13 protein-coding genes are annotated in these 16,218 nt (G+C 73.2%); 4 read left to right on the forward strand and 9 right to left on the reverse strand.

The window, feature by feature from the left end; translation table 11 throughout:
• The first annotated feature begins 18 nt into the window (after positions 1-18).
• Together ACFYYB_RS32085 and ACFYYB_RS32090 are read left to right on the forward strand one after the other, a co-directional pair.
• A complete protein-coding gene (locus tag ACFYYB_RS32085) occupies positions 19-1,188 on the forward strand; it encodes a low temperature requirement protein A (protein WP_389439765.1) in 1,170 nt (389 codons plus the stop codon).
• Between the two features lie 113 nt (positions 1,189-1,301).
• The gene (locus ACFYYB_RS32090; protein WP_389439767.1) at positions 1,302-2,549 is read left to right on the forward strand and encodes a cytochrome P450; all 1,248 of its coding nucleotides are present in this window, start codon (positions 1,302-1,304) and stop codon (positions 2,547-2,549) included.
• Here ACFYYB_RS32090 and ACFYYB_RS32095 read toward each other — a convergent pair.
• The 4 genes from ACFYYB_RS32095 to ACFYYB_RS32110 all read right to left on the reverse strand — a co-directional run bounded on the left by ACFYYB_RS32095 (position 2,546) and on the right by ACFYYB_RS32110 (position 8,156).
• Positions 2,546-4,561, reverse strand: a complete 2,016-nt coding sequence (locus ACFYYB_RS32095; protein ID WP_389439769.1) for a WD40 repeat domain-containing serine/threonine protein kinase — start codon at positions 4,559-4,561, stop codon at positions 2,546-2,548. The genes ACFYYB_RS32090 and ACFYYB_RS32095 overlap by 4 nt on opposite strands.
• Before the next feature lie 93 nt (positions 4,562-4,654).
• Positions 4,655-6,679 (reverse strand): WD40 repeat domain-containing serine/threonine protein kinase, encoded by a 2,025-nt coding sequence (locus tag ACFYYB_RS32100; RefSeq protein ID WP_389439771.1) that lies wholly within the window; start codon positions 6,677-6,679, stop codon positions 4,655-4,657.
• 319 nt (positions 6,680-6,998) lie between these two features.
• Positions 6,999-7,493 (reverse strand): DUF5949 family protein, encoded by a 495-nt coding sequence (locus ACFYYB_RS32105; protein ID WP_389439773.1) that lies wholly within the window; start codon positions 7,491-7,493, stop codon positions 6,999-7,001.
• A 57-nt stretch (positions 7,494-7,550) separates the two neighbouring features.
• Positions 7,551-8,156, reverse strand: coding sequence for a DUF4352 domain-containing protein (locus tag ACFYYB_RS32110; protein WP_389439775.1), 606 nt, complete (start codon positions 8,154-8,156; stop codon positions 7,551-7,553).
• Between the two features lie 174 nt (positions 8,157-8,330).
• Between ACFYYB_RS32110 and ACFYYB_RS32115 the strand changes: the two genes are divergently transcribed.
• The gene (locus tag ACFYYB_RS32115; protein ID WP_389439777.1) at positions 8,331-8,792 is read left to right on the forward strand and encodes a DUF6299 family protein; all 462 of its coding nucleotides are present in this window, start codon (positions 8,331-8,333) and stop codon (positions 8,790-8,792) included.
• A 90-nt stretch (positions 8,793-8,882) separates the two neighbouring features.
• On the opposite strand, the gene ACFYYB_RS32120 is transcribed toward ACFYYB_RS32115, so the two are convergent.
• From ACFYYB_RS32120 to ACFYYB_RS32140, 5 genes are all read right to left on the reverse strand, one after another.
• A complete protein-coding gene (locus tag ACFYYB_RS32120) occupies positions 8,883-9,062 on the reverse strand; it encodes a hypothetical protein (RefSeq protein ID WP_243335422.1) in 180 nt (59 codons plus the stop codon).
• Between the two features lie 67 nt (positions 9,063-9,129).
• Complete coding sequence (locus ACFYYB_RS32125; RefSeq protein ID WP_389439967.1) at positions 9,130-11,241, reverse strand: SpoIIE family protein phosphatase; 2,112 nt, start codon at positions 11,239-11,241, stop codon at positions 9,130-9,132.
• A gap of 14 nt (positions 11,242-11,255) precedes the next feature.
• Positions 11,256-11,618 carry a hypothetical protein gene (locus ACFYYB_RS32130; protein WP_389439779.1) on the reverse strand — a complete coding sequence of 121 codons (363 nt, stop codon included), beginning with the start codon at positions 11,616-11,618 and terminating at the stop codon, positions 11,256-11,258.
• A 31-nt stretch (positions 11,619-11,649) separates the two neighbouring features.
• Positions 11,650-12,915 (reverse strand): NAD(P)-binding domain-containing protein, encoded by a 1,266-nt coding sequence (locus tag ACFYYB_RS32135; RefSeq protein WP_389439969.1) that lies wholly within the window; start codon positions 12,913-12,915, stop codon positions 11,650-11,652.
• 82 nt (positions 12,916-12,997) lie between these two features.
• Positions 12,998-14,245, reverse strand: coding sequence for an ATP-grasp domain-containing protein (locus ACFYYB_RS32140; protein ID WP_389439781.1), 1,248 nt, complete (start codon positions 14,243-14,245; stop codon positions 12,998-13,000).
• A gap of 294 nt (positions 14,246-14,539) precedes the next feature.
• Here ACFYYB_RS32140 and ACFYYB_RS32145 point away from each other — a divergent pair, with 294 nt between their 5' ends.
• On the forward strand, positions 14,540-16,207 hold the full coding sequence (locus tag ACFYYB_RS32145; protein ID WP_389439783.1) for a glycosyl hydrolase: 1,668 nt from the start codon (positions 14,540-14,542) through the stop codon (positions 16,205-16,207).
• Positions 16,208-16,218: the final 11 nt, after the last annotated feature.

A 16,218-nucleotide genomic window follows, 5' to 3' on the forward strand; every position in this document is an offset into this window, starting at 1 on the left:
GCTGCTGTCCTGGGCGGTATGGCTCTGGTTTACGTACCCATGACCGCCCGCAGCCGGGACGAGGGCCACCGCGCCTCGACCCCGCTGGAGCTGTTCTTCGACCTGTGCTTCGTCGTCGCCATCGCGCAGGCGGGCGCCCAGCTCGTCCACGCGCTGGCCGAGGGGCATCCCGGCACCGGCGTGATCAACTATTTCTTCGTCTTCTTCGGCGTGTGGTGGGCGTGGATGAACTTCACGTGGTTCGCCTCCGCCTACGACTGCGACGACGTGCCGTACCGGATCGCGACGCTCGTCCAGATCGCCGGCGTGCTCGTCTACGCGGCCGGCGTGGGCCAGGCGTTCAACGAGAACGACTGGACGACGGCCGTCATCGGCTATCTGATCATGCGCGTCGCGCTCACCGCCCAATGGCTGCGGGCCGCCTCCGGCGAGAGCGGCGAGGCCCGCACCGCGGCCCTGAAGTACGCGGCCGGGCTGGTTCTGTGCCAGGCCGGCTGGGTGGTCCTGCTGTTCGTCCCGGACGACATGAAGCACTGGCTGTTCCTGGTCGTGGCCGCCGCCGAGCTGCTGGTTCCGGTGGTGGCCGAGCGCGGCCACCAGACACCGTGGCACGCCCACCACATCGTCGAGCGCTACGGCCTGTTCACCATCATCGTGCTCGGCGAGACGATCTCGGCGAGCACCGTGGCCGTGAAGTCGGCGCTGGACGAGCACGAGGCCCTGGGCGAGCTGCTGCCGATCGCCGCCGGCGGGCTGCTCATCGTCTTCGCCGCCTGGTGGATCTACTTCGCGGTGCCGATGCACGAGCGCCTGACCTCCAACCGGGAAGCGATCCCGTGGGGGTACGGACACCTGCTGATCTTCGCCTCGGGCGCGGCGATCGGCGCGGGCATCGAGGTGGCGGTCGAGCACGCGGTCGGCAAGGCCCACATCTCGCAGCTCGCCGCGAACGCGGCCGTCACCGTCCCGACCGCGCTCTTCCTGCTGATGGTCTGGCTGCTGCACTCCCGCCACTTCAAGCGGGGCCTCGCCCAGCAGCTGACCCTCCCGGTCTCCGCCCTCGCGATGCTGGCCTGCTCGTGGACGGGCACGTACGCCGTCCTGTACGCGGGCCTGGTCGCGGTGGCCACGGTGGTCATCGGGATGGCCCTGGCGGACCGCGCCCCCTCCGGCCCGGCCGGGGTGTGAGGCGATCCTCGGCCCCGCCGGCGTTCGAGGCGCGGGGGTCCGGGGGCGGAGCCCGCCGCGACGGCGCCGCGCCGGACCCGTCACCCCCGCACCCCCGGCACCGTTTTCAGCCCATGACACTCCCCGCACAACGCCCCGGCCAAGACCCCGGCAAGGACCTCGCCGACCCGGCCTTCTGGCAGGCGCCCCCCGCCCACCGGCTGGCCGCCTTCGCCCGCCTGCGGGCCCTGGACTCCCCCGTGTTCGTCCCCGAAGGCGCCGGGCACTGGGCCCTCGTACGGCACGCGGACGTGCAGGAGGCGAGCCGGCTGCCCAAGGTGTTCGCCAGCGCGCCCGGGGTGACGACGCCCGAGCCGGCCCGCTGGGTGCGGGCGCTGTTCGGGGACTCGATGGTCAACCTGGACGGCGCCGAGCACGCGCAGCTGCGCAAGATCGTGCAACGGGCCTTCACCCCGAGGCTGCTGGCGGCGGCCGAGGAGGACATCCACGCGGTGGCGGCACGCATCGTGGACGACGTACTGGACCGGCGGCCGGAGGAGTTCGTCGAGGCGGTGGCCTCGAAGCTGCCCCTGGAGGTCATCTGCAACATGATGGGCATCCCGGAGCGCTACCGCGCCGAGATCGCCGACCGCGTCAACCACGCCTCCGAGAACATCGGCGTCGAACGGGGGCTGACCGCCCGGCTGCGGATGCCCGGACGCGGACTGCGGGCCCTGGCCCGGATGCAGCGGATGGTGGCGGGGATCGGGCGGGATCGGCGCGAGAACCCGACCGACGACCTGATCTCGGCCCTGGTCTGCGCGAACGTGGACGGCGAGGCGCTCGGAGCCCGTCAACTCGGCGCGTTCTTTTCCCTGTTGATGGTGGCCGGAGTGGAGACCACCCGCAACGCCATCACCCACGGCCTGACCCTGCTGACCGACCACCCGGACCAACGCGAGCTGCTGGTCGCGGACTTCGAGGCGCACGCGGACGGCGCGGTGGACGAGATGATCCGCCACTCCACGCCGATCATCCAGTTCCGCCGGACCGTGGTCGCCGAACACACCCTGAGCGGCCACACGTTCGCCCCCGGCGACAAGGTGGTGCTGTACTACGCCTCCGCCAACCGCGACGAGGCCGTCTTCCCCGATCCGGACGCCTTCGACATCACCCGCTCCCCCAATCCCCACCTGGGGTTCGGCGGCGGCGGGCCGCACTTCTGTCTGGGCGCGCACCTGGCCCGGGTGGAGATGAAGGCCCTCTTCCGCGAGCTGCTGACCCGCCCGGTGGGACTGCGCGCGGTGGGCCTGCCGGATCTGGCCGGCTCCAGCTTCGACAACCGGGTCCGCTCGCTGCGCTTCGCCTTCGAACAGGCTTAGCTTCGAACGGCCCACAGGCGGACGGTTCCGCCGTCGAGTCCCGCCGCAAGGGTCTTCCCGTCCGGGCTGAACGCCACCGCGTCGACCGCGCCGTCACCGGTGAAGGTGGCGGTGGTCGATCCCGAGGCCGTGTCCCACAGGTAGGTCTTCCCGTCCGAATCCGCACTGGCCAGGAGCCGGCCCCCGGGGTGGAACGCGAGCGCGAGGATCTCGGCGCCGTGGCGGTCCAAGGACGCGAGGTCCTGGCGGGAACCGGCGCTCCACAGCCGTACCGAGTAGTCCGCCTGCGCGATGGCCAGGATCCGGCCGTCGGGGCTGAACACCGCGCGCCGCGCGTCCTTGTTCTGCCCGCCGGAAAGGGTGGCCACGAGCTGGTCGGCGGGCATCTGCCGCACCTGGACGGGAAAACCGCCGACCAGCAGGCCGCCGTCCGGGCTGAAGGCAGCGGGACCGCTCTTCGCGTCCTCGTGGACGGTGGGGGCGCGGCCCGAGGGCACGTCCCAGACGTGCAGCCCCTCACCGCTGCTCGCGGCCACCGTCTTGCCGTCCGGGCTCAGGCCGACGGAATGGAGGAAGCCCTCCTGGGCCGGCCCCGTGGGGGCCCCGGTGAACGTGGCGACGGAGCGACCGGTGCCCACGTCCCACAGCCGGACCTTGTTCTCCTCCGCTCGCGCCAGGAGCGCGAGGTCCCGGCTGAACACGGTGGCCTGCATGTACTGGGGGGTCTCGACGCGGGTGACGGTGCTCTGCCGGGTGGACAGCTCCCACCGCCAGATCTTCCCGTCCGTACTGGAGGCGGCCAGCGTCTTCCCGTCCGGGCTGAAGGCGAGCGCAGCGATGCCGCTGGGGCCCTCCAGGGAGGTGCCGTCGTCCCGGTTCAGGAGGAGGGCACCTCCGGCCGCCGCGGTCGCGGCGGCCGCGAGGCCGCCGAAGAGGAGCGTGCGCCGCGACACCCGCGCCGTGGCCGGCTCAGGGGCGGACGGTACGGGCGCTGAGGACCGTACGGGCGCTGCGGGCGCCGCCGGGACAGGGCCCGTCCGCGTGGCGGCGTACGGATCCGCGTCGGCGTCGGCTTCCACACGCCCGCCCGGGTCCCGCACCGTAGCGGGCCGCGACTGCTCCGCCCGGGGCGGGGCCGGGGCAGGCCGCGCCGGGGTCAGGGCCACCGTCGGCTCCGGCCTGGGCGGAGGGACCACGGCAGTCCCGCTCCCGGCAGCGCCCACGAACCGGGCGGGAAGGTCCGAGACGGAGGGCCGGTCGGCCGGGTCCTTGGCGAGGCAGGAGTCCAGGAGGCTTCGGAGCCGACCGTCCATGCCGTCGAGCGCGGGCGGCTCGTCCAGGATCCGCTGGACGACCGTCAGGAGGGTGGGCGCGTCGAAGGGGCTGTGGCCGGTGGCCGCGAAGGCCACGACCGAGCCGAGCGCGAACACGTCGCTGGCGGGCCCGGCCCGGTCGGCCCGGATCTGCTCGGGCGACATGTAGGCGTACGTACCGATGACCGAGCCGGTGGCGGTGAGCGAACTGGCGTCCACGGCGCGGGCGATGCCGAAGTCGATGATGCGGGGACCGTCTTCGGCGAGGATGACGTTGCCCGGCTTCAGGTCCCGGTGCACCAGACCGCACCCGTGAATGGCGGCGAGCCCCTCGGCCAGACCGGCCCCGAGGCGCCGGACTTCCTCAGGGAGGAGCGGACCGCGCTGAGCGACGACCTGCTGCAGCGTCGGCCCGGGGATGTACGCGGTGACGAGCCACGGAGCAGACGCCTCCGGGTCCGCGTCGACGACCTGGGCCGTGTGGAACCCACCCACCTGCCGCGCCGCGTCGACCTCACGGGCGAACCGGATCCGGAACTGGGGGGTGGCGGCCAGCTCGGGCCGGATGAGCTTCACCGCGACCTTGCGGCCGCCCGGCGACGTGGCGAGGTAGACCTGGCCCATGCCGCCCGCGCCCAACCGGCCCTCCAGCCGATAGGGACCGACCCACTGGGGATCGCCGGGCAACAACGCGTCCATGAGTACCGTCCGTTGGAGAGGTGGGGCGGGCCGGGGAGCCGACGGAACCAGAGAGATCCAGCGCAGCCGGGGAAGCCGGGGAGGCTAGGGAAACTAGGAAATCTTCCAGAGCTGGATCGAGTGGCCCGCCTCGTCGGTCGCACCGACCTGGTCGAGACTGGCCGCCAGCGTCTTGCCGTCCGGGCTGAAGGCCACCGCGGAGGTGTAGGTGTCCATCGGGGACTTCGGCATGGTGCCGGTCAGGGTCCTGGTGACGCGACCGGCCGCCAGGTCCCAGAGACTGACGGTCTTGCCCGTGTCGTCCTGGATGTTGGGCTCGCGCACCCCTCCGGCCCCCGCGATCATCGCGCCCCCCGGGCGGTACGCCGCCGTGGAGACGTACGGATGGGTGTCGGTGAGGGTCGCCGTCTGCTGCTCGGTGGACAGGTCCCACACCTGGATGCCGGGTCCGGCGCCGGCGACGGACTTGCCGTCCGGGCTGAACAGCACCGCGTTGAAGTGGTCCTTCCCCACTCCGGTGAGGGTCTTGAGGTGGCGGCCGGTGTCGGCCGCCCAGAGCCAGATCTTGGCACTGCCTTCGGATCCCACACCGGCCACGAGCTTGCCGTCCGGGCTGAACGCGACACCGTTCACGCCTCCCGGCCCGTCGAGCGTGGCGATGGCCCGGCCCGTGGACGGGGTGATGAGCTCGAACCTGCCCGCGACGCCCACGGCAAGGACCTCGCCGTCCGGACGGAAGGCCAGACAGCTGACGTAGTCCTGATCGCCGTCGTACGAGGCGGCGACGCTCATCGGCTTGCCGGTGCGCAGGTCCCAGCGCCGCAAGGTCTTGTCGAAGCCACCGGAGTACAGCGTCCGGCCGTCCGGACTGCAGGCCAGGGACATGACGTTGTCGGTGTGCCCCCTGAACGTCGTCGTCGTGCGGCCGGTGGCCACGTCCCACAGCCGCACGGTGCCGTCGCGGCTGCCGCTGGCCAGGGCCTTGCCGTCCGGGGCGAAGGCGAGGCAGCCGACTTCGCCGGTGTGGCCGGCGAGGCGCGCGACGGGCTTGCCGGGATCCGCGTCCTTGCCCGGCCCTCGCCACAGGAAGTACGCGGGAACGGCGGCAGCGGTCACACCGACGGCCAGTCCGCCGAACAGCAGCGTGCGCCGCGACGGCGCCCTGGCGGAGACCTCGGCACCGACGGGCGAGGTGCTGGGCAGAGCACCAGGCGGGGCTCCGGGCGGGGCGCCCGGTGCGGCGGCGGACTCGGACCCCGGCGCGGTGGGCAGGTCGTGGAACGGGACACGGGGTGCCGCGCCGGCGCCGCCGGCTCCGGTGACCGAAAGCCGGGTCAGGACCTCGGCGGTGGCCGGCCGGCCGGCCGGGTCCTTGGACAGGCACGCGGCGACCAGGTCGCGCAGGGGGCCGAAGAGCCCGTCGAGCAGGGGCGGTTCGCTGGTGACCCGGTGGACGATGGCCGGCACGCTCGTCGCGTCGAAGGGGCTGTGGCCGGTGGCGGCGAAGGCCAGGACCGAGCCGAGTGCGAACACGTCACTGGCGGGCGAGACCCGGTCGGCCCGGATCTGCTCGGGCGACATGTAGGCGTAGGTGCCGATGACCGTGCCGGTACGGGTCATCGCCTCGGCTCCCGGGGCGTGCGCGACACCGAAGTCGATGATGCGGGGGCCGTCTTCGGCGAGGATCACGTTGCCGGGCTTCAGGTCCCGGTGGACCAGGCCGCAGCGGTGGATGGCTTCGAGCCCCTCGGCGAGACCGGCACCGATCCGCAGCACCGCGTCCGGCACGAGCGGGCCGTTCTCGGCGACGACCTGCTGCAAGGTCGGCCCCGGTATGTACGCGGTGACCAGCCAGGGGGAGTCCGCCTCGGGATCGGCGTCGACGACCTGCGCCGTGTGGAACCCGCCGACCTGACGCGCGGCATCGACCTCACGGGCGAACCGGACCCGGAACTGGGGACTGTCGGCCAACTCGGGCCGGATCACCTTCACCGCGACCTTGCGGCCGCCCGGCGAGGTCGCGAGATAGACCTGTCCCATGCCGCCCGCGCCCAACCGGCCTTCCAGCCGGTACGGTCCGACGCTTCGGGGATCTCCGGGACCCACGGGCTCGACCATGCGCGCTACTCGAATCTGCCGGGGATCACGGGCTGCGTCTCGCACGGCATTGAACCATGATCCAGCACGCCGGAGGATGAGATCTGCATCTCGCCCCCCTTCCCCCACCACCACACGCCGCGCCCAAACCCGTTGCGGACAAAGAGATTTGGAGCAGATCCCGCCGGCACTGCCGGAAAGCTCGGACCGGCCACCGAGCGGGCTGGGAGCCCGGCGGCCGGAGCGGGGGCCGACGCGCGACGCGCGGCGTCGGCAGGCGGCGTGCCGCGTGCGACGTACCGCGTGCGGCGTGCGCGCGAGGGGGTGCCTGCCGCAGGTCCTAGCGCTGCAGGCGCCGCACCGCGAGGACGGCGTGGGCGCTGTGGTTGAGCACCTCGGTGTCCCCCGCGAACGCCTGCAGCGTCTCGGCCTCGACCGGCTGTCCGGGAACCGCCTCGGGCCAGGCGCGGGTGGCGAAGAGGAAGTACGCCTGCCCGCTGTCGGACGCCGCCTTGACCCACTCCGGCGGGGCGATGCACTTCGCGTTCATGCCCGGCAGGGTCAGCGCGATCTGGTTGCCCTCCAGGAGGATCTGCACCGGGAAGGAGGCCGGGTTGCGGACTCCGTCCATCACCACGTCGCCGATGGGCAGGCCGATCTCCTCCAGCAGCCCGCGGGCCGCCGCCTCGCTCGCCTCGGGACCGTCGGGACCGTCCCCGAGGATGTAGGCGAGGAGATAGGGAATGTCGTGGGCCTCTTCGGGGTCGCCGATCCACGCGAGCACCGAAAGGGTGCCGAGCTTGGAGCGGTCGAGTTCGGCCTGGGTAGAAGTCATGCGCCGCACCTTAGTGGCCGACGGCCCGGCCCTTTGACGCCGTTTCACCCGGGCGGGCTAGACCGCCCAGAATCCACCTCCGGAATTCGCCAGCATGTTCGCGTCCTGGTACTGGAGCCGCACGATGCGCGCGTTTTCCGGAATTTCGAACACCACCCATCCTTCGGCCCGCTCACCGACCGAGAGCGAATCGAAGACGAGTGGTTTGCCGGTCGTGAGCTCGCCCGTGGGCACCACCGGGTGGCGCTGCCCCGCGCCGTCGAGCGCCCACATGCGCCCGAGAGCCCCGTACGAGGCTCCACCGACGTTGACGAACGACATCGAGGCGGCCACCCAGCGCTTGCCCGCCGCCGGGGCGAAATTCTTCTCGACGCTGACCGCCGGATCGACGTAGGCGCCCAGCACCACCTGGAGGTGGCGGCCGACCTCCCGGCCCCTGACCCGTACGGAGTCACCCACATGGGCGTCCTTCGAGGCGGCCCGCGTCACCCCGTCGCGCTCGGCCGCGGGATCGTCCCCGACCCCCGGCACACCGTCGTCCACGGGCACGGCGGGCACCGCGGCCGGGGCGAGCGCGGCCCCTTCGGGGGCGCCGGAGCAGGCCGTGACACCGAGGAGCAGGAGCGGGAGGAGGGCTGCCGTGACAAGAGCGGACTGACGCATGCGGGATCCCTTCGGGGATCTTCGGGGACGTATTCCGGTCAGTCTCACGCGCCCGGGCGGGAAATTGCACACACCGACACGATCGCGCGGAACCCATTGACCTCCATATGCCAGCACAATGCGTTCCGGCGGAATTCCGCAACCCCTTGCACCCCTCGTCCAACAGGAGGAACGATGGCCACGACCGGCCCCCGCATGGCCTTGGCCGCACTCGCCGCACTGGGCGCCACGGCGGTATTCACCGCCCCGGCGAATGCCGCGCCCCACGGCAGTGAAATGCGCGGCAGTGACATTTACGTATCTTCGGAAGCGCACATCGCCGCCGACGGCACGATCCACCTTTTCGGTGAGTACCACTGCGCCGCCCCGTCACCCTCTGGGGCGGTTCAGATCAAGGCGACCGTCGAGCAGGAGGACGTCCGCCTCAGCATCGGCGGCGGCGACGCCCAGTGCGACGGCGAAGTGCACGACTGGGCGGCCCACGGCACGCTCCGGCTCACCCCGACCGTGCACGCCGGCGAGGCGCTGGCCAAGGCCGAGCTGCAGGAGATCCGCTTCGGCGGCGGGCTGCTGCCCCGGTCGATCGACACGGTCGCGCAGGACGTCCGTCCGGTCCGGGTGATCGACCACCGGTAGACACCGCCCGCGGTGCGCGCGTACGCCCTTCCGGTAGCCGCCGCTACCGGGAGCCGGGCGCCGCCGCCGACCGGAGCCGGCCGGGACCCGTCAGCGGCACGCGGGCGCCTCGCCCGTCATCGACATGAAGGCCACCGTCTGACACCCGGGGTCCGTGTCCGGACGCCCGGTCGACCAGTCCACCGCCGTCGCCGCCCCGGCCGCGCACAGCAGCAGCGCCAGGACTCCCGTCACCGCGCGCTTGCTCAGCCGGCGCACGGCAGGTTCCACGCAATCCGTTCCATGGCGGCATCATCACCCCGCCCCCACCGCTCCACAACTCGACGTGAACGCCCGGTCACGGGGCGTTCCGCGCCGCGCTGCCCGCCGCGGAGAACTCGCACCACACCGCCTTGCCGTCGCCCCGGGACTCCACGCCCCAGTGCGTGGCCAGCGCGTCCACCAGCAGCAGCCCGCGCCCCGTGGTCGCCGACTCCCCCGGGGTGCGCCGCCGCGGCCACACGCTGGAGCGGTCCTTGACCCACAGCCGGATGCGCCGGACCGGCTCCGGCAGCACCTCCATCGTCAGCACCGCTCCGCCTTCGGTGTGCAGCAGGGCGTTGACCAGCAGCTCTCCCGCCGCCAGCTCCACGTCGTCGGCGAGCTCCGGCATGCCCCAGTCGCGCAGCGCCTGCCGCAGGGCGTAGCGGGCCTCGGAGAGCCCCTCCGGGTCCGCCTGGTGGACGTACTGGTGGATGCGCGGTGCCCGGTGCGTGCCCGGGTCGGGCGCCCGGCGCAGCACCAGCAGGGCCACGTCGTCGCCGGAGCCCCAGCGCTCCCACAGCCGGTCCGAGAGGTGGTCGGCGAGCGCTCCGGCCTCCTGGGGGCCGCTGCGGACCGCGTGGGCGAGGGCCTCCATGCCCTGGGTGATCGCGGTGCCGGGTTCCTCGACGAGCCCGTCGGTGCACAGCACCAGGGTCTCGCCGGGGACCAGGTCGAGCCGGGTCTCGGGGAACTCCTCCTGCTCGAAGACCGTGGCCAGCCCGAGCGGCAGGCCGCCGCGCACGTTGGGCCAGCCCGTTCGCCCGTCCGTGTGCCGGATCAGCGGTCCGAGGTGGCCCGCGCGGACCGCCCGTACGCCTCCGGTCTCCAGGTCCACCTGTGCGTACATGCAGGTCGCGAACCGTTCGGTGTCCAGCTCGGCCAGGAAGCGGGAGGCGCGCGCCAGCACCGTGGAGGGCGGATGGCCCTCGCCGGCGTAGGCCCGCAGGGCGATGCGGAGCTGGCCCATGATGGCGGCGGCGTGCGTGTCGTGGCCCTGTACGTCGCCCACGACGATGCCGACGCGGTCGCGGGGCAGGGCGATGACGTCGTACCAGTCCCCGCCGACCTCGCGGCCGCTCCAGGCCGAGTGGTAGCGCACCGCGATCTCCCCGCCGGTGATCTCGGGGATCCGCCGCGGCAGCATGGCGGCCTGGAGCATGGTGGCGAACTCGCGCTCCTGGTCGAAGAGGAGCGCCCGCTGGAGCGACTGGGCGACGATGCCCGCCAGGCCCAGGCAGAGGTTGCGCTCCTCGGGGCTGAAGTCGGTGCGGCGCCGGTAGAACAGCACCAGTCCGCCGATGGCCTCGGCCTGCGCGATGAGCGGGAGGTAGGCGGCCGCGTCGTACTGGATGCGGCTCAGGTAGTCGGCGAGCAGCGGGAACTCGCCCGCGAGCTCCGTCAGCGAGGTGACGAAACGCGCCTTCCGGGTGAGCACCGCCTGCGACAGCGGCAGCGTGCCGTCCAGCCGCGTGAACTTGCGCTCGCTGAGGATCTCCAGGGACTCCCCGCTGAGCGCGATGATCTTGATGTGGCCGCCCTCGACCAGCCCCAGCGCCATCCCGTCGACGCCGAGCCGCTCCAGCGCCCCCGCGCCCGTCAGGGTGGCCGTCACGTCGTCGACGGTCACCGCCCGCGACAGGGCCTCCGTGGTCCGCTGCACGATGGTCGCCTGCTGGGCGCGCGCCGACTCCAGCTTGCGCAGCACCGTGAGGTGGGCGAGCTCGGCCGTCGCGTCCCGGACGATGCCGACGATGCGCACCGCGCGCCCCTGCGCGTCCCTCAGGACCCGGCCCTGGGTGTGCGTCCACTGGTCGCGGCCGTCGCGCCGCTGCACCGTGAAGTACTGGCCGTACGTCTCCTCACCGCCGTCCAGGACGCCCTGGACGGTGTCCCGGAGCCGCGCGGAGTCGTCGAGCGGGATCCGCAGCCCCAGGCTGTCGGGGGTGCCGTCGAAGTCCTCCGGGTCCAGGTCGAAGACCGCCCTCCCGGCCTCGTCCATGTCCAGGGTCCCGGCGCCGAGGTCCCACTCGAAGCTGCCCATGCTGTTGAGCGCGAGCCGCTCGCCCGGGCCGATGAGGGGGTCCCCGGCGGCCCCCGTGCTTCCGGGGCCCTCCGGTCTCTTGTCGCGTCGCTCCGCCGCTGCCACGAGACTCACACCACCTAACGGCCGGGCCAGCACGGCTGGGAAATGAGCCGCTCCCACTCCTCGTCAGGATGCCCCGGAAGGGTGCGTCCGGCCTCCTGCCAGCGCCTGACGAGGGAGAGGTAGATCGTCGAGGGGTCGTACGGGGCCTGCGGATACGGGTACGGGCCCTGCGGATACGGATCCTGCGGGTACGGGCCCTGCGGGTACGAATCCTGCGCGTACGGGTCCTGCGGCGAGGAGGCCCGCCCGTACGGCGACTGCCCGTAAGGCGGCTGCGCGTACGGTTGCGCGGGCGCCGCCCTCGTCGCACCGGGCTGCTCCGCACGGCTGGCCGGAATCCTCACCCAGCCCCGGCCCTGTGCGCGCTCCTCGCTCATCGCGACACCTCTCACGTCGTGTGACCGGCTCTCACGCTCTATGCCCGGCAGCCGGAGCCCGGTCGTCCCGGGGCGTGCCGGTGGATCCCGTCAGCGGGCTCCGGGCCCCCAGACGCTTGCGGACTCCTGACACCAGTCTCCCCGCCGTGAAGCCGGCACCGTGCACGAATCGCATGGAAGGGCCGAATGAGGGAGCGGTCAGCAGCCCCGCGAAGAACAGCCCGGGCCACGAGGACTCGAAGCCGGGACTCAGCTCCGGCGTCCCGCTCTCCCCTACGGTGACCAGCGCGGCCCGCAGCCCCGCGTCGAGCAGCTCCAGCCGGGCCAGGTCCGGGGTGAAGCCGGTCGCCGCGATCACGTGCGCGGTGTCCAGGACGACGGACTCCCCGGTGGCGGTGGAGAGCCCGAGCCGGGTCCGCCCGCCCGCCGGGACGGCCCGCCGCAGCCGGTGCCCGAGCAGGACCGGGACCCGGCGCTCGAAGCGCTCCCGCAGCCACCAGGCTCCGGCCGGTCCCAGCGCGGTGGCCGCGATCCGCTCCCGGGTCGGCGCGGGCAGCCGGCGCACCGCCCAGGGCAGCTCCGACCAGGCCCAGCTGCGCCAGCCGGTGCCCAGGCCGCTGTGCGGATCGCGCAGGGCGCGCAGCGGGGGCCGCCGCAGCGGCTGCGGGACGGTGTTCCAGTTCAGCCGGGAGCGCCGGGCCACGAGGCACGGCCGGGCCCCGCTCTCCGCGAGCAGGGCCGCGGTCTCCAGGGCCGCCTGCCCGGCGCCGAGCACGGCGACCTCGCGGCCGGCGAAGCGGGTCAGGTCGCGGTGGCCGCTGCTGTGCGAGTAGTCCGCCGCGGGCAGCTCCCGTAGCGCCTCGGGGTACCGGACGAACGGCATCACGCCCACGGCCAGCGCGACGGTCCGGGCGAGCAGCGGCGGCCCTTCGGCGGTGCGGATCAGGAAACCCCCGCCCTGCGGGGTGACTTCGGTGACGGTCGCCTCCTCCACCGGGGGTACTGCCTGCCGGGCGAACCAGAGCCCGTACGCGCTGAACGTCCCGATGGGCAGCGGAGTTCCGTGTTCGGCGGCGATCCCGCGGCCCGCGCAGTACTCGGCCAGCGTGTAACGCCCGCCGGGAGCCGACAGGTTGGAGGACCACGGCTCCGACTTGAGGTACATGCCCTCGGGCATGTGGTCCCGCCAGGAGGCCATGGGCCGCCCGAGGATCCGCACGCCGAGCCCCGCCCCGGCCGCGTGGGCCGCGATCGACAGCCCGTAGGGCCCCGCTCCGACCACCACGAGGTCGTCCATCCGTGTCACCGCAGTCCCTCCAGCCTCATGGTTCGCCCACTGCCACCCGCACCGCACCGCGTGACGCGGCGCGCCCCGCGCCCTACCGCGTCACCAGCTCGTCCGGCTCCGCCGGGGCCTCCGGCGGAGCGGACCGGGGACCGGACCCCGCGGCGGCCGGGGGCAGCTCCCGGCCCCGCTGACGCGGGGCGCGGACCACCGCCCGGGCCGTCCGGCGGCCCTGCTCGGGGACCCCGCGCAGCACCCGCAGCCCCTTGAACGCACCGCGCCCCAGGAAGGCGGCGAGCATCCCCAGGAAGGGCATCGGGTCGTCGGCGGCGAACCACGCCGCCTCCACCTGCCCCCGCTCCCGGCCCCGGCGCGCGGGGGCGGTCGCGGCGGGCGGAGCCGGGGGGCGGCGCGGGAGCGAGCGGCCCCGTACCGCCGCGAGCAGGGCGTAGTTCTCCGCCACGAAGACCCGGCCCGGTCCGCCGGACGGCTCCGGGACCCGCTGGCCCGTCAGGTCCAGGTACATCGCCTGGATCACGTCCAGGCCGCCCGCGTCGGTGAAGAGCCGGAACTGCGCCCCGGGGCGCGGGTTGAAGTCCACCAGGCGGAAGACGCCCTCCTCGTCCCGGCGGAAGTCCAGGTCCAGGATCCCCTGGTAGCCGAGCCGCTCGGCGAGCCGCAGGCCCGCCTCCTCCACCGCCGGATCCGGCAGCCAGCGCCCGACCGCCGTCAGCCCCGTGCGCACCGGCCAGGACAGCTCCTTGCGGCCGGACCCGGTGATCAGCGGACGACCGCCCCGGGCGAACGCGCCGTGGAAGAACCAGTCCGTGTCCGGTCCGGCCGGCAGGTACCGCTGGAGCAGCAGCCTGCTGCCCGCCTCCGCCGAGCGCTCGTACAGCCGCCGCGCCTCGGCGGCCGACTGGAGCAGGGTGGTGCTGCGCAGGCCGGCGCCCGGGGGCAGCAGCCAGGGCCGGCTCCACTTGGCGATCACCGGGAGACCGAGCCGCCACGCGGCCTCCGCCGCCTCGGCCCCGCTCGCCGGGATCACGGTCTCCGGGTGCGGTACGTCCCACCGGGCGCAGAGCCGCGACAGCTCCGCCTTGTCCGCCACCCGCGCCGGCAGGTCGTCGGGCTGATGGGGGATCCGGAAACGGTCCGTCAGCATCGGCGCGACCCGTGACACGGCGATCGCGCTGAGGTCGTCCATGGCGATGAGCACCGCCGGACGGCCGATCAGTTCGGAGACCCCGGTCAGGCACTCCAGCAGTGCCTCGGGGGCCTCGGGGTCGAGCCCGCCGACGGGTCCGGGATGCACGGCGTGCAGGTAGCGCGAACGCCCCATGGGACCTCCCCCGGCCTCGACGACGGCATGGACCTCCACACCCGCGCGCCCAAGGGATCTGACGGCGCCGAGGGTTCCGTGGTGGAACGGATTCCGATCGAGTCTGAGCAGAACTGCGGGCACTTGGCTGGGATGCGCGTGCATGGGAACGGTGTCTTTCACCTAGTCGGACCAAGCGGGGAGGGTGCGCACGTGCGAATGGCCTAGGAAGTGGTCACCGGACAGGCCATTCGTCAGATGTGATGCCTAACGTCTTTGGTAAGCACACCGATTCAGGAAAGCTCGGGAGACGCCATGCCCAGACCACGCCGCCGACTGGCGAGCACCTGCATCGGAACGGTGACGGCCGGACTGCTCGCCACCGGGGCCGCGCTCGCGGCTCCCGAGGAGCAGAGCACCGGATCCGACGTCGCCATGGGCGCCTACCTCGACTACGGGCCGCCCGGAGTGGCCCGCATCCCGTTCCTGTCGAACTGGCTGGGCGGCAAGGAGATCCGGGTCGGGCACACCTATCTGCCCGGTGACCAGTGGGCCGGCATCGAGGGCGGCGTCAGCTTCCTCGACGACTGGGCTCAGTGGCGGCGCCAGCGGGACGACCGGATGTTCGTCCTCAACGTGCCCATGCAGGAGCGGAACGAGGACCGGATCCCCGACCGCCAGGTGGCCCAGCTGATCCGGGCGGGCGCGGAGGGCCAGTACGACCGGCACTTCAAGAAGCTCGCCGAACGGCTGGTGGCGCTGGGCGTCCCGGACACCGTGATCGTGCTCGGCTGGGAGATGAACGGCACCACGTACACCCACCGCTGCGGGCCGGACCCGGAGAACTGGAAGGCGTACTGGAAGCGCGTCGTCAACACGATGCGGTCCGTGCCCGGCCAGAAGTTCAAGTTCGATTTCACCCCGAACCGCGGCACGGACGCGATCGGCTGGACCAAGTGCTACCCGGGCGACGACGTGGTCGACATCGTCGGGATGGACTCGTACGACCAGGCTCCCGGCCGGACCTTCGACGACCAGATCAGCCAGCCGTACGGGCTCCAGCAGCACGTGGACTTCGCGCGCGCACACGGCAAAGAGATCTCGTACCCGGAGTGGGGGCTGTTCCGCAACGGGGACAACCCGGAGTACGTGCGGCGCATGCTGCAGTGGATCGACAAGCAGAAGCCGCTCTACCACACCATCACCGACTACTGCCCGCACGGTGTCTGGCAGTGCAAGCAGAACCCGGCCTCGACGAAGGTCTTCCGCGAGGCGCTGACCCCGCAGCGGCCCGACCCGGTCATCCCGACCCCGGTCGTCCCGACCCCCGTGGTGCCCACGCCGGTCATCCCGACCCCGCAGGTCCCCACGCCCGAGATCCCGACGCCGGTGGTCACCCCGCCGGTCGTGCTCCCCAGCCCGGAGGTGCCGAGCCCGGTCGCGCCGAGCCCCGTCGCACCGAGCCCGGTCGCCCCGAGCCCCGTCGAGCCCAGCCCGGTCGAGCCCAGCCCGCTGGTCCCGAGCCCCGAGGTCACTCCGAGCCCGGTCGTCCCCAGTCCTGCCGTCCCGAGCCCGGTCGTCCCGAGCCCGGTCGTCCCGACGCCCTCGCCCGTGGTCCCGAGCCCGGAGGTCCCGGTCGAGCCCAGCCCGGTCGTACCGAGCCCCGCCGAGCCGAGCCCTGTCGAGCCCAGCCCGGTCGAGCCCAGCCCGCTGGTCCCGTCCCCCGAGGTCAGCCCGAGCCCGGTCGTGCCCAAGCCGAGCCCCGAGGTCCCGTCCCCGACGCCCTCGCCGCTCGTCCCGAAGCCGGAGCCGTCCCAGCCGCCCAAGCCGACGACGCCGCCCGTTCCGACCGCTCCGCCCGTCAACAGCACGGAGTGGTGCGTGCCGATCAACTTCGGCGAGTGGCTCTCCAAGCTGGTCGGCAAGCAGTCGGTCTGCGTCAAGGTCGACTGGGGCAAGGAGTCCGGCTTCTGGCCCTTCTAGGCGGGGCGTCC

Origin of the sequence: Streptomyces sp. NPDC002886 (assembly GCF_042888445.1) — a bacterium.
Taxonomy (GTDB): domain Bacteria; phylum Actinomycetota; class Actinomycetes; order Streptomycetales; family Streptomycetaceae; genus Streptomyces.

Coding starts and splice junctions, on each gene's coding strand:
- ACFYYB_RS32115 (WP_389439777.1), top strand. CDS start 8,331: ATGGCCACGACCGGCCCCCGCATGGCCTTGGCCGCACTCGCCGCACTG.
- ACFYYB_RS32105 (WP_389439773.1), bottom strand. CDS start 7,493: ATGACTTCTACCCAGGCCGAACTCGACCGCTCCAAGCTCGGCACCCTT.
- ACFYYB_RS32145 (WP_389439783.1), top strand. CDS start 14,540: ATGCCCAGACCACGCCGCCGACTGGCGAGCACCTGCATCGGAACGGTG.
- ACFYYB_RS32095 (WP_389439769.1), bottom strand. CDS start 4,561: ATGGACGCGTTGTTGCCCGGCGATCCCCAGTGGGTCGGTCCCTATCGG.
- ACFYYB_RS32130 (WP_389439779.1), bottom strand. CDS start 11,618: ATGAGCGAGGAGCGCGCACAGGGCCGGGGCTGGGTGAGGATTCCGGCC.
- ACFYYB_RS32085 (WP_389439765.1), top strand. CDS start 19: ATGGCTCTGGTTTACGTACCCATGACCGCCCGCAGCCGGGACGAGGGC.
- ACFYYB_RS32100 (WP_389439771.1), bottom strand. CDS start 6,679: ATGGTCGAGCCCGTGGGTCCCGGAGATCCCCGAAGCGTCGGACCGTAC.
- ACFYYB_RS32135 (WP_389439969.1), bottom strand. CDS start 12,915: ATGGACGACCTCGTGGTGGTCGGAGCGGGGCCCTACGGGCTGTCGATC.
- ACFYYB_RS32110 (WP_389439775.1), bottom strand. CDS start 8,156: ATGCGTCAGTCCGCTCTTGTCACGGCAGCCCTCCTCCCGCTCCTGCTC.
- ACFYYB_RS32090 (WP_389439767.1), top strand. CDS start 1,302: ATGACACTCCCCGCACAACGCCCCGGCCAAGACCCCGGCAAGGACCTC.
- ACFYYB_RS32140 (WP_389439781.1), bottom strand. CDS start 14,245: ATGGGGCGTTCGCGCTACCTGCACGCCGTGCATCCCGGACCCGTCGGC.